Genomic DNA, 23,633 nt, shown 5'->3' with positions numbered 1-23,633 from the left:
GAGTGGCCTCAGGCTGTCGACCAGAAGAGAGGAGCGACACTCCATGTCCAACCGAATCGATCGCGTCATCATCACCGGCGCCAGCAGCGGTATCGGCCTCGATCTCGCGAGGCGCTTCCTGGCCGAGGGCTCGAGCCTGGTCCTGAACGGACGCGATCCGGAGAAGCTCGACCGGGCGCGGCGGAGCCTCGACGGCGGCGCGCGCGTCGTCGCCGTGCCGGGCCACGTGGGCGATCGGGCCACGGCGCTGGCGGTCGTCGCCGCCGCGCGGGAGCACTTCGGCGGCGTCGATGTGCTGATCAACAACGCCGGGATCTTCGGCGTGAAGCCGTTTCTCGAGAGCACGGAGGAGGATCTGGACCGGTTCTTCGCCACCAACGTGAAAGGGACGTTCCTGATGACGCAGGCCGCGGTGCCCCTGATGATCGAGGGCGGCGGGGGCTCGATCATCAACGTGGGCACGGTGCTCGTGCAGCAGGCCATGACGGCGATGCCAGTCTCGGCCGCCATGGCCAGCAAGGGCGGCGTCCACGCGCTCACCGTCTCGCTCGCGGCCGAGCTGGCCCGCCACGATATCCGCGTGAACACGCTGGCGCCCGGCATCATCCGTACGCCGCTCATCGGCGAGAGCGCGGAGTCGATGGCGTCGATCCACCCGCTCGGGCGGATCGGCGAGGTGCGGGACACGACGGACGCAGCGCTGTTCCTGGCCAGGGCCGGCTTCGTGACCGGCACGACGCTCGACGTGGACGGAGGCTACTCCCATGGGCGCTGAGGGCCGAGAGCACGTGCTCCTGATGGGGCTCCAGGTGACGGACGAGGCGGCCTACGACGGTTACCGCGCCCGCATGACGCCGATCCTCTCGACCTACGGTGGCTCGTTCGGCCACGATTTCGTCGTGGCGCGCGTGCTGAAGGGGGATGCGCGCATCAACCGCGTCTTCACGATCGTGTTCCCCGATCGCGCGACGCGGGAGCGGTTCTTCGCCGATCCGGAGTACCGCGCGGCGCGCGCCGAGCTCTTCGAGCCGGCGGTCGCGGCGACGATCGTCCTCGGCGAGCTCGAAGCGGCGGTGGCATGAGCCGTCCCGTTCGCCACGGTGCCTGAGAGCGCGCAGCGCTCTCCAGGCACCGCCGGCCTCCCGTCGCGGGAGGGAGAGCATCCCTCACAGGTCGTCCGCCGTGCCCCGCGCACCGCCGCTCCCCGGCGAACGATGCCAGTCAGCTAGGCTGCTTCCCCTTGTCGGCCACCGTCTGGCCGCCGCTCACGGCCGTCTGGCCGCTGCCCGCGCTCGCTCCCTGTCCGCTCGCCATCTGCGCCGCGGACCCGCCGCCGCTCTTGATCTCGACCGAGCGGCCGCGCCGCTGTTGCTGCGGCAGCTTGAGGCAGACCTCGAGGACGCCGTTCTCGAACCTCGCGTCCACGTCGTCGGCCTGCACGCCCTGGGGCAGCGGGATCGAGCGCATGAACGAGCCGTAGCTGCGCTCGGTGTAGCTCACGCCCTCGCGCTGCTCCTGCTGCTCCTGCCGGCGCTCGCCCTCGATGATCAGGGCGTCGTCGTGGAGCTGCACCCGGATATCGTCCTTCGTCACGCCGGGGAGGTCGGCCTTCACGACGAGCTGACCGCCGCGCTCGCCCACCTCGATGTGCGGCGACCAGAGGTTGCCGCCGGAGGACGAGAGGCCTCGCCCGCCGCCCTGCTCGGCCGTCGAGCGGGGCTGTCTGAACGGCGACAGCATCCCCCCGAAGCCGAGGTCGTCGAACATGCGATCCATGTCCTCCATCATCCGGCGCATCATCGTGAACGGGCTGACGAAGCCGCCCGCCGCGCCGTACCGCCCGAGCTGACCGCCTCCTTGCTGGCGCTGCATTCCGGTGGGCTGCGCGCCGGCCTCCTGAGAGGAGGGCTGACCCATCGCCTGGCTGCTGGGCTTGCCCTGCTGCGACCTGCCAACGGACACATCCTGACCCGTCTGCTGACGCTGCTGTTCCGCCATGGGAACCTCCTTTCAACCAGTCACCAGACGTTGTTGCAAGCGCGATGCCGCGTCGCCCGCGCGCGCCAGACACGGCGGCTGAAGCGCGCGACGCCGCGCCGCGCCGCGCCGCGCCGCGCCGCGCCGACAGCGCACCGCTGCGCCCGGGAGCCGGCTATCGCCAGCCCCTGACGATCTCCAGGAAGCGATTGAGGTTGCACGGCTTCTGCAGCACCGGACGGCTGAGGTCGGACTCGCGCAGCCCTGCCTTGCCGTACCCGGTCATGAAGACGAAAGGGATGCCTCGCGCCATCAAGATGTCCGCCACCGCATAGACCTTCTCGCCGGCGATGTTGACGTCCAGGCTCGCCCCATCCATCTCCGCCTCGCGGGCCAGGCGGATCGCGTCCGTCATGTTCAACGCCGGGCCGATCACCACGCAGCCGAGGTCGGTCAAGGCATCTTCCAGGGACGAGGCGAGCATGGGCTCGTCCTCGACGATCAGGACGCGCAGGCCCTCCAGCAGCTCGCGCGTGCTCTCTGGATCCGGCGCCATCATACGGTCAACCGCTCGAGCGACAGGTGCATCACGCAGCGCACGCCCTCGGGCAGGAACTCCAGGCGCACCTCCCTGGCGAGCTGGCGCTGCAGGTCCCGCTCGATCAGGCGCGAGCCGAAGCCCTTGCGGCGCGGCGGCCGGACAGGCGGTCCGTTCGTCTCCTGCCATTCCAGGCTGACCAGCGGCTCGGGCGTCTGTGCGCTCACGTTCCATGTGACCGCGACGCGGCCGGACGGCTGCGACAGCGCCCCGTACTTGGCCGCGTTGGTCGCCAGCTCGTGAAAGGCCATGCCGAGCGTCACCGCCACCTCCGGGCGGAGGCGCACGTCCTCGCCGGCCACGTGGACGCGCTCGGCGTGGCAGTCGGCGTGCGGCGCCAGCTCGGCGCGCACGATGTCGTGGAGGCTCGCGCCCTGCCAGGAGGTCTGGTTCAGCAGGTTGTGGGTCTGGGACAGGGCCAGGAGCCGGGCCAGGAAGGCCTCCGTGAACGCTCTGGGCGAGTCCGCCATGCGGAGCGTCTGCATGGCGATCGCCTGCACGATCGCCAGCGTGTTCTTCACCCGATGGTTCAGCTCGTTCAGCAGGAGCCTCTGGCGCTCCTCCGCCTGCTTGCGCTCGCTCACATCGAGGACGAACGCCACCCCCTGGTTGTCTGATCCCTCGAACCGCGCGCCGCCGAGCAGCACCGGGACGCGGCTGCCGTCCTTCCGGAAGAACTCCTTCTCGTACGGCCGGAACTGACCCGTCGAATCGATCTCGTCGAGCGACCGCTGGGTCACGTCGTGAAACTCCGGCGGCGTGGCCGCTGTCCAGTAGATCTTCTCCGAGACGAGCTCCTTCCGGCCATAGCCGACAATGGACAGAAACGCGTCGTTCGCGTCGATGATCCTGCCGTCGAGGTCCCAGAAGGCGATCCCGATGATGTTGGCGTCCACCAGGCGCCGGATCCGCGCTTCCCTCTCGCGCAGCGCCAGCTCCGCGCGCTTGCGTTCGCTGTTCTCTCGCTGGAGCTGGGTATAGAGGCGAGCGTTCTCCAGCGAGTTGGCGGACTGGGAGGCCAGGAGCTCCAGCATCGCGATCCGATCAGCGATGAAGGCGCGCGGGGTCAGGTTGTTCTCGAGATAGAGCACGCCCACCAGCGTGCCCTGCTTCACCAGGGCGAGGCAGAGCACGGAGCGGGGGCGCCGCTCGCGCACGTAGGCGTCCTCCGAGAACTGGTTGGGCGCGGCGGCGTCGTCGAGGATCACGCTCTCCCGCGTGCGGATCACGTAGTGGAGGACGGCGATGGGGAGATCGGCCGGGGTGACGGGCGCCTGCCGGAGGGTGACCTCGACCCGGCCGCGCCGGGTGACGACCTCGGCCTCGACCTCGTGCTCGGCGCCGCAGGGGCGGATCAGCAGGCCTCGCTCGGCGCCCGCGTGCTCGACCATGATCGTCAGCAGCGTCTCGAGCAGCCGGTCGAGGATCAGCTCGCCCGAGACCGCCTGCGAGGCCTTGAGTACGGTGATGACGTCGAGCTCCGCGTGCGGGGCGTGCGGGGCATCGAATGCGGGGGCGGGCCCTGGCGCGGCCTGCCTGCGCATCACCTCCGGCCGGAGCGCGTGCGGGAAGTCCCTCTCGAGGCGCTGCATCGGCCGCGCGGCGCCCCAGCGCCCGTAGAGCCTGTGCGCCTCGGTCATGTAGGCACACGCGACGAAGGTCCTGTCCTGGTCGAGGTAATGGCGAGCGCAGAGCTCGTTGGCCAGCGCCGCGTCGTGCAGGAACTGACCCTCTCGCGCCGCCGTGATCCCCTGGTCGTAGAGGGCGCCCGCGCCTTCGCGCTGCTCGCTCCGGGCGAGCTCGGCCTTCAGGATCAAGTCGCGGTGACGGTGGCTCGCCGGGCCAAGAGCCGCCGAGGACTCCACCTTGCGCGCGCACTCCCTGAGCCTCGCGAGGTACACCTCCCTGAGCGCAGGGGCGGCGGTCCCCGCGGCCCGCGAGAAGGCCAGCCCGCCGTAGAAGTAATAGCAAGGGCTCGCGAGGTAGGCAGCGAGCATTCCAAGGCTGCCCGGGTCGGTCGAGCCCCAGAGCTCCGCCACCTCCTCGTACGAGCCCTGGAAGACGCCGGCGATGACCTTGAAGATGTTCAAGAAGTAGAGGGACGCCCGGTTGTCGATGCGGCGGGCCTCCTCGGTGACCGCGTCGATGTCGACCCATGCCCCGCACGTCCAGTCGCCCCCGCCCGTCGCGCCGAGGTGCTCGCAGAGCTGCGCGACGGCCCCGACCATCCACGTGATCGTGTTGAACTTGTCGAGCTTGCAGAGCGGCACGTACAGCCTCGCCTCCTCGATGACGTCGTGGAGGTGCGCCCCGCGGAGCAGGCCGTTCATGCTCACGTTGCACGCGTTGTAGAAGGCCCAGATGTACTGCCCTGTCTCGATGCCGGCGTGGATGCCCTTGCGCAGGGTCGCCTTCGAGCTCTCGTACGTATCCATCCAGTGCTGGACCCACCCTCCCCACATGTTGCACAGCATGGATTCGGACTTCGCGTCCGGGTAGCGCTCGTTCAGGCGGACCGCCGCTCGCCCGAACTCGTGGCCCTTCTCGATGTCGAGCCCGGCGCAGAGGAACGTCCCGAAATTCACGTAGGCATACGTCGAGCTCTTCGAGATTCCATGTCTCAGCGAGTTCTGGAGCACCTTCATCACCGTGATGCCGAAATTGTTCGTGCCCAGCTGGTAGTTCGGCGAGAACATCTCCTGAAGGACGTCCTGCAGGGCGGCGATTTCGGGATCGTTCAGCGCGGGCAGATCGACGAGAGACGCGATGGGGCGGTCGCCGATCATCGCGATCGTTCGATCGAACTCGGCGGCGAGCGCGCCGTCGTCCGGGTAGGGCGGCAGGTGGATGCCGTACGCTCGGAGCGCGGCGAGCCCCTCTTCCATGGCGGCGGGCAGATCGTTCTTCAGGATCTCCACCTTCATCTTCAGACGCCGCACCTCTGTCTTGTGGAGGCGCCCCGTCGCTTTATCGAAGCTGCACGCGAGGGTCGACAGCGCGTCGTCGTGCCGCCCGCAGAGCGACTCCATGAGCCCCTTCTTCATGTGATAGACGAACGTCAGATCATAGTGGGAGGTCCACGCGTCTTCAGGCAGCATGGACATGCCATGTTCCAGGTACTTCAGGGCCGCCGTGAAGGCCGCCGACTCCTCGGCTCGCCCGGCGGCCTGGAGGTTGAGCCTGGCCGACTCCATGCGCTCCTCCGGGGCCTGGATCAGATCGCCCGCGCTGTTCAGGTGATTGACGATGTCGAACAGGTGTTGCCCCCTGTCGGAGCGCAGCTTGTCGAGCAGGAGCCTCCCGATCCGGTAGTGGAACGCCGGTCTGTCCCGCCCCGGGATCAGCGAGTACGCGGCCTCCTGGATCTTGTCGTGCGCGAAGCGATACTGCTCGTTCGCGCTCACGATCAAGCCCTCGCCGAGGGCGTGGTCGAGGCTTCCGTACGTCTCGTCCGGGGGGCGCTCGCTGACGGTGTTCAGGACGTCCAGCTCGAACGTGTTGCCGATCGCCGAGGCCAGCCGGAGCACCCGCTGCGTCGCCTGCGGCAGGCGCCGGATGGTCTCCGCCATCAGGCTCAGGACGTTGTCGGTGCACTCCAGCCGCTCGATCTGCGGCAGGTCCCAGCCCCAGCCCGTCGCTGGATCGAAGACCAGCACCCTCGCGTCATAGAGGTGCCTCATGAACTGCTTCACGAAGAACGGATTGCCTCCGGTCTTCTTCAGGACCGCGCGAGCGAGCGCGTCTCCGTCGCTGATCTGGAGGCTGTCGTTGACGAGCTCGATCAGGTGGGCCAGCCCGAGGGGCTCGAGGACGATGCTCCGCGCCACGAGGCCGCTCCTCGCGAGCTCCTCCAGCGCGACGAGGAAGGGATGGGTCGGGCTCACCTCGTTGTCGCGATACGCGCCGCAGAAGAAGAGCGATTCCACGTTCTCCTTCGCGAGGATGCTCGTGATCAGGCTGAGGCTGGCCGAGTCGACCCATTGCAGGTCGTCGATGAACATGGCCAGCGGGTGGGCGTGCCGGGCAAATACGGATACGAAGTTCTGGAAGTAGAGGATGAAGCGATTCTGGGCCTCGACCGGGCCGAGCGCGGGGACGGGCGGCTGCTCGCCGATGATGTGCTTCAAGGACGGGAGGACATCGCAGATGACCTGCCCGTTGCTCCCCAGCGCGTCCAGGACGGCGCCCCGCCACGTCGTGATCCTCTCCTCGCTCTCGGAGAGGAGCTGCTTGATGAGCCCGTCGAACGCGTGGACGACGGCGCTGTAGGGCGTGTCGCGGTTGTACTGATCGTACTTCCCGCTGATGTAGTAGCCCTTCTCGCGCGCCAGCGGCTTCAGGATCTCCTGCACGAGCGACGACTTGCCGATGCCCGAATAGCCCGAGACGAGGACGATCGTGCGCTTCCCCCGGAGCACGTCGTCGAACGAATCGATGAGCACTCGAATGTCCCCTTCGCGACCGTAGAGCTTCTGGTGAAGCCGGAAGAGGTCTCTCCTGTCGTACTGACCAGGGCTGAACGCCCGGATCCGGCCGCCGCATCGCCAGCGCGACCGGACCTCTTCCAGATCGGCCTTCAGCCCCTCGGCGCACTGGTAGCGGTCTTCAGCGTTCTTGCCGAGGAGCTTCAGCGCGATGTCAGAGAGCGCGCCGGGCGCCTCCGGGTTGATCTCCGAGGGCGGGACGGGCTCCACGGCGATGTGGGCGTGCATCAGCTCGAGCGGGTCCATCGCCTCGAACGGCCTCCGCCCGGCGAGCATCTCGAAGAGCACGACCCCCAGCGAGTACATGTCCGTGCGGTAGTCCACGCTGCGGTTCATGCGGCCGGTCTGCTCGGGCGATGTGTACGGGAGCACCTCCGAGAGGACGCGGTGGGAGTAGATCTCCTCTTTCTCGCGCGTCACGAGGGAGTCCACGCCGAAGCCCGTGAGCTTCACCTGTCCTCCCCCTCCGTGCAGGATGTTCGGAGGCCTCACGTCGCCGTGGACGACGCCGTGCCGGTGGATGTCGGCCAGGGCTTCGGCGACGGGGATCACGGTGTCGAGCAGCGCGCAGACGTCGAGCTCGCCTGCCGTCACCGCGGACAGCGGGGCGCCCGGGAAATACTCGGTGAAGAGTATCAGGCCATGTGCGTGCTCCTCGACGGCGTGCACCTTGACGATCCTCGCCGAGTCGATGCCCTGGATGACGCGGTAGGCGTGCTTGAAGCGCATGATGTCGCCTATCCGCGTGTAATCGGCGTACAGCACCTTGACCGCCACCTCGATCCCGTCGACGTCCCGGTTGGCTCGGTACGTGGCGGACCCCGCGCCCTCACCGATCTTCGCGGTGACGTGATACCCCTTGATCTCGAGCGCGCCTGGCTGCATCGGAGAGGGGCTCATCGGGCCGTCTTCCCGCTCGCTGCCCCGCTCTCGCGCGGACAGCTCCGCGCCGGGATCCGAGACCCGGAGCCGCTCCGGCCCGCCCGCGCGACGCGCGCCCTGGCGCAACGCAGCGAGCATTCCGGACAGCAGGTCGATTCCGTACGTGGGATGTGCGCCCCCATTGCGTGCGTATGAGCCCTCCACACGCCCTGTCAACCGGACGAACAGCCCGGGTGGCGCCGCTGCGTGCGGCGCCGCGCCTCAACAGGCGCGGCGCGGAGGCGGGATCCGCCGCCTCGGAGGAGATCCGGCGGCCGTCGCGCCGGCCATCGTCGCACGCGTCGCGCGCGTCACGCGCGTCACCCTCGCAGCCGGAGGATGAGCTCCGTCAGCCCCGCCGCGAGCAGCAGCAAGAGCCCGCCGACGAAGCAGATCAGCGTGAACCGGTCGTCCCGCCACCGCGGCCGGAGCGGCACGATGTCCCGCTCCGGCAGCACGACCGCCCTCATGGTCTGGTGGATCGGCAGCCCGCCCGGCCGCGGCGCGACCGCCACGTTCGGCGGCTGCGCCAGCCCCATGTTGATGAACCGCGTCACCCCCGCGCGGAGCCGGTCGCCCATGCCCGGCAGCGCGCTGCCGATCGCCACCGCCCGGATCCACGGCGCGCGCTCGAACGCGTTCTCCATCGCGATCACGCCGAACAGCTGCCGCAGCCTCGCCATCAGCGCCCGCACCTCGGAGAGGTGCTGGAACGCGCGCATCCTCGCGTCGGGCGGGTCCTCCGAGCTCACCCGCGCCAGGCAGTACGACTCCAGCCGCGCGTTCAGGCCCTCGAGCGCCTGGAGGATGCGCGGCGCCGCCTTGTCCGGGCTCGTCTCGAGCGGGAGCGTGAAGCCCCAGGGCTCCTCGCGGCCGCGCTCCGGGGTCCACTGGAACACCTCGGCGAACCCCCAGAGCGTGTCGTAGCGCGACAGCACCACGTACGTCGGCACGTCGGCGCGCAGCGCGCGGCCCACCTCGATGAGGTAGGCGCGCACGCGGTTCGCGTACGCGTCGACCCCCTGCTCGTCGAGCTCGACGAACTCGGCGATGCTCAGGACGAGGAGGATGCCGTCGATCGGCTCGCGCGCCCGCGAGCGGCGCAGCTCCTCGCAGAGCTGCACGAGCTCGGCCGGCTGCCGCCGCGGGCCGAGCACCGACGCCTCGGGCTCGATGAAGAGCGCCTCCTTCGACAGCCAGTACGAGCACCGCGCCCCGGGCACCCCGATCGGGAGCGGGCCGCCGCCCGGGGCCCACGTGAGGTTCATCGAGCGGACCACCGTGGAGCGGCCCGAGCCGGGCTCGCCGAGCACGAGGTAGCACGGGACCGCGTAGATCCCCTGCGCGCTGTCCGGGTTGGCCTGCTCGACCAGCGCGTGGACGCTCGCCAGCTCGTAGACGAAGGAGCCGCTCATCCGACCCTTTGCGCGATCGTCCACCCGAGCGCCAGCGCGCCCGCGATCGCGACGAGCGCCGCCAGCGCCCGCCCCACCAGCGCCGACCGCCACAGCGGCAGGCCGGGGACGTGCCGGTCCGCGACGCCGTCGACGAGCGCCGGCCGGAGCACCCCCGCCTTCCAGTCCCGGTCCGGATCGACGCCGAGCTTCAGCGAGAGATCGCGGCGGATCCGCAGCAGATCGTCGCTGTTCTGCCCCGGCAGCCCGTAGCGGCCGCGGAAGCCGAGCCCGAGCACGCAGGCGTAGGTCGCCATCACCGGGAGCGGCCCGCTCTGCACGCGCCCGAGGCGCTCGAAGAGCTCGACGCCCGCGTTGTTGGTCATCCACCGCGACGCCTGGAGCGGGCGCTGGGCCCAGACCGGCCGGAGATCCGGCAGCGACATCGCGAGCTCGTCCGCGAACGCGGCGATCGCGAACATGCCGTCGTCGACCGAGGCCACCGGCAGCGACATCGCGAGCTTGGACCCCTTGAGCTCCTCGAGCAGCAGGTTCGCCTGCCGCAGCACGTGATCGGCCGGCGGCCGCCGCGGGGACTGGCGGAGCATGCAGAGCCAGAGGAGCATCTCGTCACCGAAGACGCCGATGGACGTTTCCACGCGGCCGCGAGCTTACGCCAGGCGCGCACCGACCGTCGACCCGGGCGCGCGTCGATCGACCGGTCGACCGCTCGACGGACGGCGCGCGCGCCTTCTCCGCTTCTCCGCTTCTCCGCCCGCCCGCGCGACGATCCCGCGACATCGTCGGTGCGAACGGCGGCGCGCGCGTTTTCTGCGCCCGGTCCTGCGCCCAGGCGGCGCCTCGCGCGCGGATGCACTGGAGATGCACCGGAGCGTCGACAACCGGGGGGGGCCGCGCCTATGCTCCCGCCGCTTCTCGAGCCCCCTTCGAGAGCAGCCGGGGACCCGCGAGCGCGGCCCCCTTGAGGAGAGGTCATGTCGGAGATTCAGAGCGTCATCGCCCGCGAAGTCATCGATTCGCGCGGCAACCCCACCGTCGAGGCCGAGGTCACCACGCTGAGCGGCACCGGCCGCGCGGCCGTGCCGAGCGGCGCGTCGACCGGCGAGCACGAGGCCGTCGAACTCAGGGACGGCGACAAGAAGCGCTTCCTCGGCAAGGGCGTGCTCACCGCGGTGAAGAACATCGAGACCGTCCTCGGTCCGGCCGTCCTCGGGATGGATGCGCTCGATCAGGCCGAGCTCGACCAGGTGCTCATCAAGGCGGACGGCTCCGCGAACAAGTCGAAGCTCGGCGCCAACGCGATCCTCGCCGTCTCGATGGCCGCCGCGCGCGCCGCCGCCGACACGGTCGACCTGCCGCTCTGGCGCTACCTCGGCGGCGCCGCGGCGCGCGTCCTGCCGACGCCCCTCATGAACATCCTGAACGGCGGCGTGCACGCCGACAACGGCCTCGAGATCCAGGAGTTCATGGTCGTCCCCTACGGCGCCGCGTCGTTCGCCGAGGCGCTGCGCACGGGCGCCGAGATCTTCCACACGCTGAAGGGGCTGCTCAAGAAGGACGGTCAGGTCACGGCCGTCGGCGACGAGGGCGGCTTCGCCCCGCGCCTCGCGTCGAACCGGGCGGCGCTCGAGTACGTCGTGCGCGCCATCGAGGCCGCCGGCTACCGCCCCGGCGAGGACGTCGGCGTCGCGCTCGACTCCGCGCTCAGCGAGTTCTACGACGCGAAGACCGAGCGGTACACCTTCGACAAGCAGCAGAAGACCCGCGAGGAGGTCGTCGCGATCTACGAGGAGCTCAGCAAGGCGTTCCCGATCGTGTCGATCGAGGACGGCGTCGCCGAGAACGACGAGAAGGGCTGGCGGCTGCTCACGGAGCGGCTCGGCAAGAAGGTCCAGCTCGTCGGCGACGACCTCTTCGTCACGAACCCCGCCCGGCTCGCGAAGGGCATCGAGGACGGGCTCGCCAACGCCATCCTGATCAAGCTGAACCAGATCGGCACCGTGACGGAGACCCTCGAGTGCATCCGCCAGGCGGGCGAGGGCGGCTACCGGTCGATCATCTCGCACCGCTCGGGCGAGACCGAGGACACGTTCATCGCCGACCTCGCGGTCGCGACGAACGCGGGCCAGATCAAGACGGGCTCCGCGTCCCGCTCGGACCGGGTCGCGAAGTACAACCAGCTGCTCCGGATCTCGTACGCGCTCGGCGACGGCCAGATCTTCGCCGGCCGCGCGCCGTTCCGCCGCCCCGGGGCGCAGCGCGCCAGCTAGCGTCAGCCCGGCGCTGGCCGCGCTCTTGCGGCCAGCGCTCGGTCGACGTGGTCGATGTGACGACGTCGCCGTCAGCGACGTCAACGTGAACGACGCAGCGGGGCCCCCGCGGCGCTTAGCGCGCCGGGGGCCCTGCCTAGCCGCTGGCTACCAGCGATCGCGCCCGCCGCCACCTCCGCGGCCACCGCCACCGCCACGGCCGCCGCCGCCGCCACGGCCGCCGCCGCCGCCGCCGCCGCCGCGGAACCCACCGCCGCCGCCGCCGCCGCCCGGACCGCCCGTGCGCTCGCGCGCCTCATTGACCGTCAAGGTGCGGCCGTCGAGGTCCTTCCCGTGCAGCGCGTTGATCGCCGACTGCGCCTGGGCATCGCTTACCTCGACGAAGCCGAACCCACGAGACTGCCCGGTCATCCTATCCGTCATCAACTGAATCGACAGAACCTCGACCCCTGCCCCCTCGAACGCGGTGCGCAGGCTGTCTTCCGTCGAATGGAACGCCAGGTTCCCCACATAAAGCCGCTTGCTCATGTCTGCCGCCGATCCCATGTGCACGATCCCCGCTTCCCTCGCGAACGGCCCGGATCGTGCCGCGGGCCGTACACGAAAACACTCCCCGATGACCGGCCGTCACCCCACGTTCGGATGAGGCAACCACGTTGCAGCAGGCGGCCGGATCTGAGGTCGAGGACGAACGAGCCTTGAGGCGCTTCGGAAGCTACCGGCCGGCGACGGTGTACGCAAGGTATTCCCCCTGGATGGCCGCGTCTGCCTGGCGATGAGCGGGCCCGGCCGCGGATCCGGGCCGCAGGATCGCGCCGGGCACGGGCCTCGCTCGACCCCGTGACCGAGGCTGGCGCCCGCGCTCGCGCCAGGGAGAACGTTTTCATGCAACGAGGACACACGGATCTTTCCGTGGCCTCTCTGACGCCGAGCTCGGCTGGGTCGAGCGCGATTCGCTCGAAATCGCTCGATCGCGCCGCGCGCGGGCCAGAGGCGAGCGCGTATGTCCCCGATCGTCTCTTCTGGTAGCCTGCCTGTTCAGTGCTCGGACTGGAGGTCAGACCATGAGACCACGCGTGTTCTCCGCGAGGGCAGGCTCGCGCAAGGTGCATCGAGGGGCGCTCCTCCTCGCCTTCGCGGCGGCGATGGCGGCTTCCGGGGGGGCGTGCTCGTGCTCCTCGGACGGCGAGACGGACACGTCGACGGGCGGGGCGCAGGGCGGCGGCGGTGGCTCCTCGAGCAGCGGCGCGGTGGAGGGGCTCGTCTCGCTGCGGGTCGAGCCGGGCGCCACCTCGGTCGAGCTCGCGGTCGGCGAGCCCGCTGCCGTGCAGCTCGAGGCGATCGGCCGGTTCGAGGACGGCTCCGAGCGCGACGTCACCGACCGGGTGGCCTGGAGCGCCGACGACCTCTTCGCCCACGTGGAAGCCGGGCGGCTCACGACCGCCTCGCCCGGCCGCGTCCGGGTGACCGCCGCGGACGGCCCGATCGCGGCGAGCGCCGAGGTCACGGTGAAGCTCGCCGGCGAGATCGCGCTGCCCGGCGCGCCCTCCGGGGCGAGCGCCGCGCTCGACGGCGCGCCCGAGGCGGCGAACGCCCCCGCCATCGCCTATCCGCTCGACGGCGCGCTCTTCCCCTCGAACATCGGCACGGTCGAGCTCCAGGTGCGCCGGGGCAGCGCCGGGCAGAGCGTCGGTCGCATCGAAATAACGGGTGATTTCATCGACTTGCGGCTCGTCGGCGCCTGCGACCCGATCCGGGACACCGACGGGTGCGCCATGGCGCTCCCCGCGGATCTGGTCCCGCTGCTCGTGAGCGCGAGCGAGGGCGAGGCGATGGAGACGCGCGTCCGCCTGGCCGCCGACGACGGGAGCGAGCTCGGCGAGAGCGCGGCGATCGACGTCCGGTGGGCGAGCGCGTCGCTCTCCGGCGGCCTGTATTACTGGCGCACCAACGGGACCTCGCTCCAGTCGGCCGCCATCTACCGGTACGATCTCGACGACGCGTCGAGCCCGCCCGAGCTGTTCTGGGACAACGAGCAGTCGCCGCCGCTCGCGAACGGGCAGGAGATGCCGTGCATGGGCTGCCACGCCCTCGCGCTGGCCGGCGACAAGATGGCGCTCACCTTCGGCGGCAGCGGCCCTTCCTCGTTCGCGCTGGTGGACGTCGCGACCGCGGACATCATCGCGCTCCGCAACACCGACCCCGACGGGTTCGCGACGATGACCGCCTTCTCCCCGGACGGCGCGCTCATGGTCAACGCCTTCCGCGGCGGGCTCACGCTCCGGCGCGCCGACGAGACGCTCGAGTCGCTCGGCGACCTGTTCGGCGACGAGCCCGAGCGGCTGACGCAGCCGTTCTGGTCGCCGGAGGGCAAGCACCTCGCCTTCGTCGCGTGGCAGCCCGGAGAGAACGGCGCGGGCGACGAGCTCTACGGCGACACGGTCCGCGGCGCGCAGATCCTCATCGCGGGCGCGGACGGCGCGGGCGGGTTCGAGGCGCCGAGGGCCCTCGTGCCGCGCGAGCAGGACCGGACCCATTATTACCCTGCCATCTCCGACGACGGCGCCTGGGTGGTGTTCAACACCTCGCGCTGCGACGGGCCGCTCGGCAACGGGACCTACGGCAACGACCCGTGCGATTCCTACGACGACAACTCCGCGCGCCTCCGGATCATCCCGGTCGAGGGGGACACGCCCGTCGATCTCGCGCGGGCGAACGGCGACGATACCTGGGCGAACTCGTGGCCGCGCTTCGGGCCGAGCCACGACACCTACCGTGGAAAGAACATCTACTGGGTCGCGTTCTCGTCGCGGCGCCCCTATGGCCTGCGCCTGCCCGGGTCGAACGACGGGACATCCAAGCCGCAGCTCTGGTTCGCGGCCGTGACGCTCGCGCCGGGCGCCGAGATCGACGGCGACCCGAGCTTCGCCCCGGTGTGGATGCCCCAGCAGAACGACGACATGGCCGATCCGACGGGGAACCACATCCCGCAATGGGCCGAGAAGGCGCTCCCCGTGCCGCAATGACGAGAGCCGGGCGCGGCCGAGCGCGGCGCGGCCGAGCGCGGCGCCGCGGCGGAGCGCGGCGCCGCGGCGGAGCGCGGCGCCGCGGCGGAGCGGCGGAGCGCGGCGCGCGCGAGGCGGTCCGCGGCCTCGCGTGCGCGCCGCTCAGGCGGCCCGCGCCGCGGCCACGGCGGCGCGGGGCTGCACCACGCCCCAGCCCTGCCGCTCGAGCGCGATGCCGGGCAGCCCGCGCGCTGTCTTCATGAGGATGCGCCGGCACTGCTGCGGCGAGAGCCGCGGGTTCGCCTCCAGCATCTGCGCCACCACGCTGCTCACGATCGGCGCGGCGAAGCTCGTCCCGTCCACGTGCTTGTAGTGGCCGGAGATCACCTTCTGGTCGCGCAGCTTGGCCGCCGCGAGCTGGCGCACGAGGTACGGCTCGCGCCCGGCGACGGCGTCGAGGTCCGGATCGACGCACGCGTGCTCGACGAGCAGCCCCGGGAGCTCGTCGTCCCGCGCGCCGTCGAGCAGCGACAGGAGCTGCGCCTGCGCCGCCGTCGGCGTCCCCGGCAGGATCGGCGCCGCCAGCCAGATCGCCGGCGCGATGATCTCCGGCTTCTGCAGCCCATCGAGCGTGAGCCCGTACGATGAGTGGTAGTTCCACGTCTGCTCCCCGGCGCCGCCGTCGTCGAGCCCCCCGACCGCGACGACGCTCGGCGCGCTGGCCGGCGGAAGGACGTTGTGCGCCGCGTCGTGCCCGGAGTTGCCCGCGGCCGCCACGACGACGATGCCGTGCCGGGTCGCGTCGTCGGCGGCGCGCGACAGGCTGCCGGTGAGGTACGACTCCTCGTAGTCGCCCCCGCACGAGATGTTGAGCACGCGGATCCCGTACCGCTCGCGGTGCGCGATCACCCACTCGATGCCCCTGCGGATGTCGTCATGGACGATGCGGTGCGCGGAGCCGACCTTGACCAGCACGAGGCTCGCTTCCCAGGCGAGCCCGCGGAAGCGCCCGTCCGAGAGCGCGCCGTTCCCCGTGGCGACGACCGAGGTCATCATCCCGTGCCACGACGAGGCGTCCCGGTGCTCGAGGGCCGAGAGGTCTGCTTCGGGCGAGAAGATGTCGTGGTAAGCGAGGATGCGGCTGCGCGGCGTGACGAGGTCCGGGTGGGCGTGAAAGCCGGAGTCGAGGAAGGCGATGGTGACGCCCCGGCCCGCGTAGCCCGGATCCGCGTGCAGCCGGTCCGCGATGGGCAGGATGCGCCGGGGGTCGAAGTGGCTCGGGGACATCGGCGCGACACTATTTCACCGTTTCGCTCCCCTGGCTCGCGTGAACTCCGCGCGAGCCCGCTCGCCCGCCGGGCTGACACGCTGACCGACGCTGGCCGCCTCCTGGACGGGCCGGCGCCGCTCCGGCAGGCTCGGCGCATGAGGTCATTCATCGCGACGATGGTCTACGAGCTTCACCCGGACACGCCCCCGGACGCGAGGAAGCTCTTGCGGGCGCACCTCGTCGGCAGGCGCTGGCAGGACAGGCACGAGGGCGCGCCGATGCCGCCCACCGCGGTCTGGATCCGCCGCTCCGCGGAGGACCACGAGACGACCGACGACCTGCACGCCGCGTGCGCGCGCGACCTCGGCGACGCGACCGCCGCCGTGGCCAGGGCGGGGCGCCCGATCCAGGTGGTGCGCGCGTGGATCCAGGTGAGCGGCGCCGGGACGTACGGGCTCGCGCCGCTCGCGCCGCTCGCGCCGCGCGGCTGAGGGGGCGGCGCGGCTGAGCGCGCGGCGCGGAAAGCCGGGCCTCACCGTGGTACTTCGGATAGGCTCGGGTGGCTCGAAGGGAGGCGACGATGGCTCGATGGCTGGGGATTGGCACGGTACTGCTCTCGCTGGTCGCGCTCGCGGCCGGCTGCGGGGGGTTCTCGACGGAAGAGGCGCAGCAGCGCTGTGATCAGCTGCGCGACGCGGTGCCCTCCTGCTCCAACGACGAGAGCCATGGCGCGTGCGTGAGCTGTTACGAGGAGTGCGGCGACGACTGCGAGCCGTCGGCGGCCTGCCCACAGACCTTCACCTGCGCGGAGTGACCGGGAGCATCATGAGCAAGCGCAGGGCAGGTTCATGGGCCTTCGCGGCGCTCGCCGCGGTCGCGCTCGGGGGCGCCGCGCTCGGCTGCGGCGGCGGTTACGATGACGAGGACGCGAGGGCGGCGTGCGACGCTCTGGTCGGCCAGGTCGCCACGTCCGACGAGGCCGCGTACGACGACTGCATGGAGTGTCACCGGGAGTGCGGCGCGGACTGCGCGGTGCTCCAGAGCTTCCCGCCGCAGTTCGCCTGTCCTGATTGACCGCCGCGCCGCCCTGCAGGGGCGGGGAGGGGGCACCTGGGGAGGGGGCGCTCGACGGGCTGCGCCGGGCGCGCGAGGCGCTCGCGGCCGCGCGCTCCCATCGCCCGCCGCCCGGCCCTACCTCACCTCGACGCCGCAGTTGATGAACTCGATCGAGGTGTCGATCCGGAAGTGGGAGTCGGTCACGTGGCGCTCGGCGAAGAAGAAGTCGAGCTGATACTTCTTCCCGATCTCGAGCCCGAGCTCGTCGAGGTTGACGATCTCGGTCTGCTCGGCGTGGATGCCCCCGAGGTCGACGACCTTCTTCCCGTTGATGTACGTGAAGACGTCGTCGTCGCCGGCGAACGTGAACTGCTCGCCGCCCTTGTACTCGAAGCCCATGTGCATCTCGAAGGTGAAGTGGTAGTTGTGCGGCCGCCCCTCGTTGCCGAACAGCTGCTCATCGATGGGGAAGAACTCCCGGTCATTGTACGTCCACACGCCGTCTCCCTCGGGGTCCTCGAACTGGAGCGTGACGTTCATCGGCATGTTCTCGCCATCCATATCGCGGAACCACATGTCGAAGTTTGCCTGGCCGGTCGTGGTCGTGGTGCCCTCGGCCCCGCCGGCGTAGACCGGCTTCAGGTCCTGTCCGAGAACGTCGGAGACGATCGCGTGGTCGTCGCAGTTCGAGCACTTGCCCGAGTCCTGCGGCTCCATGTCGGGGTGGGCTTCCTTGAAATCGCGCACCCGACCGGTGAACTTGCCGTCGCACGACTCCCCGTTCTCCTGCCCGTTCTCTCCGGGGGTCCCTCCACCGCTACCGGTGGTGCTGGGATTGACCGAGCCGAAGCTCTCGTCGGCGCCCCCGGTCCCGCCGGGCCCCGCCGGCCCCGCGGTCCCGCCAGGCCCGCCAGGCCCACCGGCGGCTTCAGACGACGAGTCCCCGCCGCTGCTCTGATTCGCCTCTGCGCTGCACCCGCTCAGCGCTCCCACGAGCGCAAGTGCCGCCACGCAACCCGCCGCCGTCTTCATCGCCTTCATCGCCGACCTCGCTCTTAAGATGTCGTCCCAAGCCCCGGCGGCAAAGTAGCATATTGGCACCATCCTGGCGTGTTGACGTAATGCGTCATCCGCCGGAATGCACATATCCAACACGCGATTGGGTTTGCTGTGGCTGGCATTTTCTATCGTCCAGGCACGCCGGGCGATCGTGGTCGGAGGCCGGTGGGCCCAGAGGGCTGAAATTGTTTGATCCCATACGTTCTCCCGCTCGTCCCGGTGCAGGTCGGCATGTTGATGCCCGTCCGGTCGGGTCTCCGAGGACCATCGAGCGGGCCGACCTTCCGAGCGAGCGCGGTCCGCCTGCGCCACGGCGCGGCCTGTGCCGCGGCGCCGCGGACCGGGCTCGACCGCGTGTGCGTGGCTGTGCCCGGCGCCGGGAGCGACCTCCTCCGCCAGGCGCGTCGGCGGGCCTGGACGCTGGATTGCATACAGCACGTCGAGGACGTCGAGGATGTCGAACGGAACGCTGAGCACGTGATGTGGAAGGAGGAAGCGACGATGAGCGATCAACAAGGTGACGCTGCGGGGCGGACGGCCACACAGAGCGGGGCAGGCGAGGGGACGCCTTCCGAGGAGATCGGGCACGGCCCCGGGCTCGATCCGCCGGGCGCGCCGCCCGACGAAGACGCAGATCCCCGGGACGAGGCCTATGCGGACCGGCCCGCGGCCAACACGCCGTCCGCGCCGAAGGACGGGCGCGAGCCAGTCGGGCAGTCGGACTACAGCGATGCAAGCGACGACGCTTCGGCCATCCAGCGTCCGCCGGCCGACTCCTGAGCTGGCGACCACAGCCATGCTCGCCTGAGCGCCTGCGTCTCGTACCCCGCCCGCGCGCCTTCCGTGGAGGCGTCGCGACTTCCCGTCATCTCGTTCACAGCCGTCGCTGGTGCTCCGGCACGAGGGGCTCGACATCCGGGCACGCTCGGAGTACGCGAGGACCGCTCACGGAGAGACGCAGGTGCGCAGTGGACCACGAGACGCGGAGCGATATCGAGCCTGGCTCCAGCGCCGCTGACGCGCGGGAGGCCCGCCACGCCGCCGAGGCGAGCCCATCGCCGGAGTGGACGGAGGCGCCGTCGACCCGGCCGCCCAGCGCCAGTGAGGCGATTTGCCCTGTCTGTCTCGAGCGCATCGCCGCCGGCGTCGCCCTCTGCCCCGAGTGCCGCGAGCCGACCGACGTACCGAAGAGGTCGGTGCGCGCCCCCTCGGTCCCCGACGCCCCCCCGGACGCGAGCTGGCTGTCCCTGCACTGGCGCCCGCTCGTCACCCTCGGCGCGATCCTCGGGCTCATCAGCACCGGCGGGGCGCTGCGCTACCTGGCGCCCGGCCGGTTCTCGCCGTCGCGGGCCGCGTCGCCGGTCCCTCCCCCGGCCCCCGTGTGCGGGGCGCCTTGCTGGAGCGGCGAGGCGTGCCAGCTCGGCCGCTGCGTCTGGCAGCGCCCGAACAACGTCGGCCACCTGGTCGACGCGCCCACGATCACCGGGCCATTCTCGCTCCCCAAGGACGCCTTCGACGCGCTCCCGCTCGACCGCGACCGCTTCGCTGTCGCGCTGCACGCCGGCCTCGAGGTGCGCAGCTCCAGGACCGGCGAGGCGCTGAGCCTCGTCACCGAGGCGCCCAACGTGCGGCGCCTCTACCGCGTGGGCGAGGTCGTCTACGCGACGGCGCCCTCGCGCATCTACGTGATCGACGCCGCCACGACGCGGCTGCTCAAGACGATCGAGCTCGGCGAGGCCGTGGGCGACGTCGTCGTCGGCGCCTCGGGCCGGCGCGCGCTCGCCTCGCTGCCGGCGGCGCACGCGGTGGCGATCCTCGCGACCGAGTACCACGCCGAGATCGAGCGCATCCAGTTCGGCGACGACGCCGTGGGCCCCGTGGCGGTCGACGACAGCGGCACCCGCGCGATCACGACGACCGGCCAGCTCCCGCTGTCCGGCCAGCGCGAGCCGTCGGGCGGCGTCGCGTACCCGTTCGACCCGAGCCGGCTCGGCTCGGAGCAGGATCGCGTGCGCACCTCGATGGTGGGCAACCCGGCCAGCGCGCTGATGAGCCCGGACGGCTCGGCGGGCTTCGTCGCCCTCCGGGCCGAGAACACCCTGGTGCCGCTCACCTGGCTGCCGTCGGGCGCGGTGCGGCAGGAGGCGCGCATCACGACGTGCCGCGAGCCGGAGCAGATCGAGCTCGTCCGGAGCGACAGGCGCGCCGTCGTGCGGTGCAACGAGGGGCGCGCGCTCCAGGTCTTCGACCTGTCGAAGCGCGAGCTGATCCGGGCCGTCACGTTCCCCGGCCGCGCGCTCGACATGGCGGTCGCGCCCGACGGCGCGCAGGCGGTCGTCGCGCTGAGCGGCGACGCGGCCGGCTCGGTGGCGCTCGTCGATCTGAAGAGCTACGCGGCGACGGTCCACCCGCTCGGCGGCGAGCCGACGCGGATCCGGCTCGCCCCCGACGGCGGCTCGGCGCTCGCGCTCGGCGATCGCGCCAAGGTCGCATGGGTGCTGCAATGAGCGAGCGACGCGTCCCGTGCCCGAGCTGCGGCGCCCGGATCGTCGAGGGCGCGCGCAAGTGCCGCGCCTGCAAGGCGTGGCTCGGCGAGCGTCCCCGCGGGTCCTCCGCGTCGCTGTCGGGCCGCGAGCCGCGCCTGGCGCGGGCCGCCGTGTCGGTGGCGAGCGGCGTCGCGGCCGTGATCATCGCCACCGTGACCAGCCTGAAGTCGCCCGTCGGCGAGGCCCCGCCGCTCACGGCGCTCACGCCGGAGGGCGCCGCGCCGTCGTCCGGCGTGGCCGACGACGCGCCGAACCCCGCGGCGTTCGGCCCGGACAGCCCGGAGGGCGCGCCGACGACGCCGCCGTCCGCCGACGCGAAGGGCCGCTGGCGCGCCCGCGAGTTCCGGATCGGCGACGTCCACCCGCTCGACGTCGTCTTCAGCCCGAGCGGCACGTCGATTTACGTCAGCGCCGACGACGCCTCGCTGCGCGAGTACAAGCTCCAGAGCGGCGAGCTCATCCACAAGGCGTCGATGCCGGCGCAGGGCGACCACATCCGGCTCCTGTTCGACCGGTACGTCGCGGTGCTGCGGCACGAGGACGCCGCGCGGATCCCGGTGATGGACACGACCGCGTGGGACCGCGATCCGGTCCTGCTCGACGTCGGCCGGACCCCTGGCGACATCGTGGCGTTGCCGGACGGCAGGACGGTGGTCGCGGCGACGACGGACACGAAGCGCGTGACGAAGTTCGAGCTGCCGACGGGGGTGCGGCTGGCGAACATCACGCTCCCGCACGCGACGGGGCAGCTGTTCCTGGTGCAGGCCGAGGGCCGCCCGTACATCGCGGCGCTCGGCGCGCTCACGCACGCCGGCCGGCCGGCCGGCGCCTGGATCGACCTGTTCGACCCGAGCGAGTCGCCGTTCGGCGCGACGCGGCGGAGCATCGCGGTCGGGCGCGAGCCGCGCGAGGGCGACATCACGAGGGACGGGGGCGCCGTGTTCTTCCCGGATCGGCTGTCCAACACGGCGATCTTGCTGAGCGTCGCCGGGGTGACCGAGACGAGGAAGGCGCCTGTCGGCGTCGGGCCGACCGCCGGCTTCCTGCTCGACGAGGACCGGTACGGCATCACGCTCAACGCCGAGGGGCGGACCGCGAGCGTCATCGAGCTCTCGACGATGGCGGTGAAGAGCACGCTGCCGCTCCGCGGGGAGCCGCGGACGGGGGTGACGTCGCCCGACCGGAGGACGCTCTTCGTGGCGCTCGGCGGGGCCCAGTGGCCGCCGGCCGGCAGCGGCGTCGCGGTCATCGCGGGCGACCCGCCGCGGGTCGTCGCGTCGCTGCCCACCGGCAAGGGCGCGTGCGCCGTGGCTGTCTCGAAGGACGGCACCCGGGCGGTGGTCGCCTCGTACTGGGACCGCTCCATCACGGTGCTCGAGCAGCAATAGGCGGCGGCAGCGCATGCGCACGGAGGCGGCGGCAGCGCACGCGCACGGGGAACATCCTGGCGCTGATCGGCGTCGGGCCACGGTCGTGAGCTCCTCGCCTCTCCGTGCCCGTCTCCTCGCGCTGGCGGCGCTGGCCGCCTGCCGCGGCGGCGCTGGCGCCCCCGACGCGGGGCCAGCGCCGGCGCCCGGCGCCGACGCGGCCGCGTCGGCCTCCTCCGTCGCGCCTGTCCCGGCCGCGGCTGCGAGCACGGCGGCGGCCGTGGCGAGCGCGGCGGCGCTGGATGCGGGGGCGGCGGCGGACGCGTCCGCTGCTCTGGACGCGTCCGCGGCGGCACCGGACGCCGCAGCGCCCGACGCCGCCGCGGATGCGGCGGTCACGGCGGCGGCGCCGGACGCCGGCTGCAAGCTCCGCCGGGGCCCCCTCGCGCTGTCGCTCCGGGGCCCGGCGCTGCTGTGGGCCCCGGACGCGGCGGCGCGCGCGGATTTCCGGGTGATCTTCAACCGCGACGGCGTGGCGCAGCACGTCACGCCGGCGTTCGGCGCGCTCCTCGGGCCGCTCTCGCCGCGCCAGGGGTCCTCGCCGGACGCGGGGACGGGCAGCGCCTCGCCGGACGCGGGGACGGGCAGCGCCTCGCCGGACGCGGGGACGGGCAGCGCCTCGCCCGACGCCGGGACGGGCAGCGGGGAGCCAGCGCGCGCGTCCTGGCCGGCGTGCGAGGTGGCCTCCGGGTTCGTGTTCTGCATGGACCAGGGCGGCACGATCCGGAGGACGCCGCTGGCTGGCGGGGCGGCGCCGCCCCTCGGCGCCGGGCGGCGGGGCACGTCGATCTCCGCCGTCTCGCTGCCCGGCGGGCGCACGCTCCTCGCCTTTCTCTCGGATCGCAAGACCAGCGAGGGGGCCGTCACGCAGGCCTTCGCGGTGCTCGACGACGGGCCTGCCGTGCCGCTCTCCGCGGAGGGCAGCGGCGCGACGTTCGTCGCCCTGTCGCCGTGGAAGGGGGGAGCGCTCGCGATGTACATCGACGCGCGGTCGGCGCTCACGCCGGTTCACGCCCGCACGCTGGGGCTCACGGCGGAGGGGAAGCTCGAGCTCGGGCCTGACGCGGTCCTCTTCGTCGGAGACGCGGGCGAGTCGCGGATGGGCGGCGCGCTCGCCCGCGGGGCCGACGGGCCCGCGTACGTGCTCCTCCCGGCGGCGAGGGACATCTCGGCGTTCGGCATGGCGGCGATCCGCATCGACGACGCGCCGCGCGACGACATGCCGGCGGTCTGGTCGCTTTACCCGAACGGGCTCAGCCCCGCGCCGATCGCGGCCACGCAGGGGGTCACGCCGATCCACGTGGCCCGGGTCCGGCCGACAGCGCGCGAGCCCGGGGCGCGGCACGCGCTCGAGATCGGGCAGCTCGACGGCGAAGGGCGGTTTCACGCGCGCTGCCTCGCCGTGGAGGGTAAATCGTTCAAGCACGTGGCGATCGAGGCGGACCGCGACGGCTCGCTCTGGCTGGCGTACACGACAAGCGCCGGCACCTTCGTCGAGCAGCGCGCCGTGGGCCCCTGAAGGCCGCGCTCACCTGGCGCTGATGCTCCGGCGCCCTGAGGAGCCCCCTCATTTCGCAGCCCTTTTTCAGCGGGGAAATTGAACAG

Annotated in this window: 19 protein-coding genes; 11 read left to right on the top strand and 8 right to left on the bottom strand. The window is 71.8% G+C overall.

All coding sequences use genetic code 11. The features are described from left to right. Positions 1 to 43: 43 nt before the first annotated feature. Both WME89_RS46105 and WME89_RS46100 read left to right on the top strand, forming a co-directional pair. Positions 44 to 775 carry an SDR family NAD(P)-dependent oxidoreductase gene (locus WME89_RS46105; protein ID WP_438005903.1) on the top strand — a complete coding sequence of 244 codons (732 nt, stop codon included), beginning with the start codon at positions 44 to 46 and terminating at the stop codon, positions 773 to 775. Continuing rightward, positions 765 to 1,082 carry a DUF1330 domain-containing protein gene (locus WME89_RS46100; RefSeq protein ID WP_438005902.1) on the top strand — a complete coding sequence of 106 codons (318 nt, stop codon included), beginning with the start codon at positions 765 to 767 and terminating at the stop codon, positions 1,080 to 1,082. Before WME89_RS46105 ends, WME89_RS46100 begins: the two co-directional genes overlap by 11 nt. A gap of 139 nt (positions 1,083 to 1,221) precedes the next feature. On the opposite strand, the gene WME89_RS46095 is transcribed toward WME89_RS46100, so the two are convergent. The 5 genes from WME89_RS46095 to WME89_RS46075 all read right to left on the bottom strand — a co-directional run bounded on the left by WME89_RS46095 (position 1,222) and on the right by WME89_RS46075 (position 10,033). Next, positions 1,222 to 1,998, bottom strand: a complete 777-nt coding sequence (locus tag WME89_RS46095; protein ID WP_438005901.1) for an Hsp20/alpha crystallin family protein — start codon at positions 1,996 to 1,998, stop codon at positions 1,222 to 1,224. Positions 1,999 to 2,152: 154 nt separating this feature from the next. Further along, positions 2,153 to 2,536, bottom strand: a complete 384-nt coding sequence (locus tag WME89_RS46090) for a response regulator (RefSeq protein WP_438005900.1) — start codon at positions 2,534 to 2,536, stop codon at positions 2,153 to 2,155. After that, positions 2,533 to 7,959 (bottom strand): AAA family ATPase, encoded by a 5,427-nt coding sequence (locus WME89_RS46085; RefSeq protein WP_438005899.1) that lies wholly within the window; start codon positions 7,957 to 7,959, stop codon positions 2,533 to 2,535. The genes WME89_RS46090 and WME89_RS46085 overlap by 4 nt, the downstream gene beginning before the upstream one ends. A 341-nt stretch (positions 7,960 to 8,300) precedes the next feature. Next, the gene (locus tag WME89_RS46080) at positions 8,301 to 9,395 is read right to left on the bottom strand and encodes a type VI secretion system protein (protein ID WP_438005898.1); all 1,095 of its coding nucleotides are present in this window, start codon (positions 9,393 to 9,395) and stop codon (positions 8,301 to 8,303) included. Beyond that, positions 9,392 to 10,033, bottom strand: a complete 642-nt coding sequence (locus WME89_RS46075) for a DotU family type IV/VI secretion system protein (protein ID WP_438005897.1) — start codon at positions 10,031 to 10,033, stop codon at positions 9,392 to 9,394. The genes WME89_RS46080 and WME89_RS46075 overlap by 4 nt, the downstream gene beginning before the upstream one ends. Positions 10,034 to 10,369: 336 nt before the next feature. On the opposite strand from WME89_RS46075, the gene eno reads away from it, so the two are divergent. After that, the gene (gene eno, locus WME89_RS46070; RefSeq protein ID WP_438005896.1) at positions 10,370 to 11,665 is read left to right on the top strand and encodes a phosphopyruvate hydratase; all 1,296 of its coding nucleotides are present in this window, start codon (positions 10,370 to 10,372) and stop codon (positions 11,663 to 11,665) included. A 147-nt stretch (positions 11,666 to 11,812) separates the two neighbouring features. Here eno and WME89_RS46065 read toward each other — a convergent pair whose 3' ends face one another. After that, positions 11,813 to 12,193, bottom strand: a complete 381-nt coding sequence (locus tag WME89_RS46065) for an RNA recognition motif domain-containing protein (protein ID WP_438005895.1) — start codon at positions 12,191 to 12,193, stop codon at positions 11,813 to 11,815. A 548-nt stretch (positions 12,194 to 12,741) separates the two neighbouring features. Here WME89_RS46065 and WME89_RS46060 point away from each other — a divergent pair. Continuing rightward, positions 12,742 to 14,691 (top strand): hypothetical protein, encoded by a 1,950-nt coding sequence (locus WME89_RS46060; RefSeq protein ID WP_438005894.1) that lies wholly within the window; start codon positions 12,742 to 12,744, stop codon positions 14,689 to 14,691. Positions 14,692 to 14,832: 141 nt separating this feature from the next. Here the strand turns inward: WME89_RS46060 and WME89_RS46055 are convergent, their stop codons facing one another. Next, entirely contained in the window at positions 14,833 to 15,957 is a 1,125-nt protein-coding gene (locus WME89_RS46055; RefSeq protein WP_438005893.1) for a S8 family serine peptidase, read from the bottom strand. Positions 15,958 to 16,095: 138 nt separating this feature from the next. Here WME89_RS46055 and WME89_RS46050 point away from each other — a divergent pair, with 138 nt between their 5' ends. The 3 genes from WME89_RS46050 to WME89_RS46040 all read left to right on the top strand — a co-directional run bounded on the left by WME89_RS46050 (position 16,096) and on the right by WME89_RS46040 (position 17,014). Then, positions 16,096 to 16,431, top strand: coding sequence for a hypothetical protein (locus WME89_RS46050; protein ID WP_438005892.1), 336 nt, complete (start codon positions 16,096 to 16,098; stop codon positions 16,429 to 16,431). A gap of 89 nt (positions 16,432 to 16,520) precedes the next feature. Next, positions 16,521 to 16,754 carry a hypothetical protein gene (locus WME89_RS46045; RefSeq protein WP_437621186.1) on the top strand — a complete coding sequence of 78 codons (234 nt, stop codon included), beginning with the start codon at positions 16,521 to 16,523 and terminating at the stop codon, positions 16,752 to 16,754. An 11-nt stretch (positions 16,755 to 16,765) separates the two neighbouring features. After that, positions 16,766 to 17,014, top strand: coding sequence for a hypothetical protein (locus WME89_RS46040; RefSeq protein WP_438005891.1), 249 nt, complete (start codon positions 16,766 to 16,768; stop codon positions 17,012 to 17,014). Positions 17,015 to 17,131: 117 nt separating this feature from the next. On the opposite strand, the gene WME89_RS46035 is transcribed toward WME89_RS46040, so the two are convergent. Beyond that, positions 17,132 to 18,037, bottom strand: a complete 906-nt coding sequence (locus WME89_RS46035; RefSeq protein WP_438005890.1) for a fibro-slime domain-containing protein — start codon at positions 18,035 to 18,037, stop codon at positions 17,132 to 17,134. Positions 18,038 to 18,556: 519 nt separating this feature from the next. On the opposite strand from WME89_RS46035, the gene WME89_RS46030 reads away from it, so the two are divergent. The 4 genes from WME89_RS46030 to WME89_RS46015 all read left to right on the top strand — a co-directional run bounded on the left by WME89_RS46030 (position 18,557) and on the right by WME89_RS46015 (position 23,547). After that, positions 18,557 to 18,835, top strand: a complete 279-nt coding sequence (locus tag WME89_RS46030; protein ID WP_437504155.1) for a hypothetical protein — start codon at positions 18,557 to 18,559, stop codon at positions 18,833 to 18,835. 188 nt (positions 18,836 to 19,023) lie between these two features. After that, a complete protein-coding gene (locus tag WME89_RS46025; protein ID WP_438005889.1) occupies positions 19,024 to 20,562 on the top strand; it encodes a YncE family protein in 1,539 nt (512 codons plus the stop codon). After that, positions 20,559 to 21,989 carry a YncE family protein gene (locus tag WME89_RS46020; RefSeq protein ID WP_438005888.1) on the top strand — a complete coding sequence of 477 codons (1,431 nt, stop codon included), beginning with the start codon at positions 20,559 to 20,561 and terminating at the stop codon, positions 21,987 to 21,989. Before WME89_RS46025 ends, WME89_RS46020 begins: the two co-directional genes overlap by 4 nt. An 85-nt stretch (positions 21,990 to 22,074) precedes the next feature. Beyond that, positions 22,075 to 23,547, top strand: a complete 1,473-nt coding sequence (locus WME89_RS46015; RefSeq protein WP_438005887.1) for a hypothetical protein — start codon at positions 22,075 to 22,077, stop codon at positions 23,545 to 23,547. The last annotated feature ends 86 nt before the right edge of the window (positions 23,548 to 23,633 follow it).

The organism is Sorangium sp. So ce321 (assembly GCF_051530195.1).
In the GTDB taxonomy this organism is placed as follows: domain Bacteria; phylum Myxococcota_A; class Polyangia; order Polyangiales; family Polyangiaceae; genus Sorangium.
The sequence above is the reverse complement of the archived record's forward strand: the minus strand, read 5'-3'. Positions and strand labels throughout refer to the sequence as shown.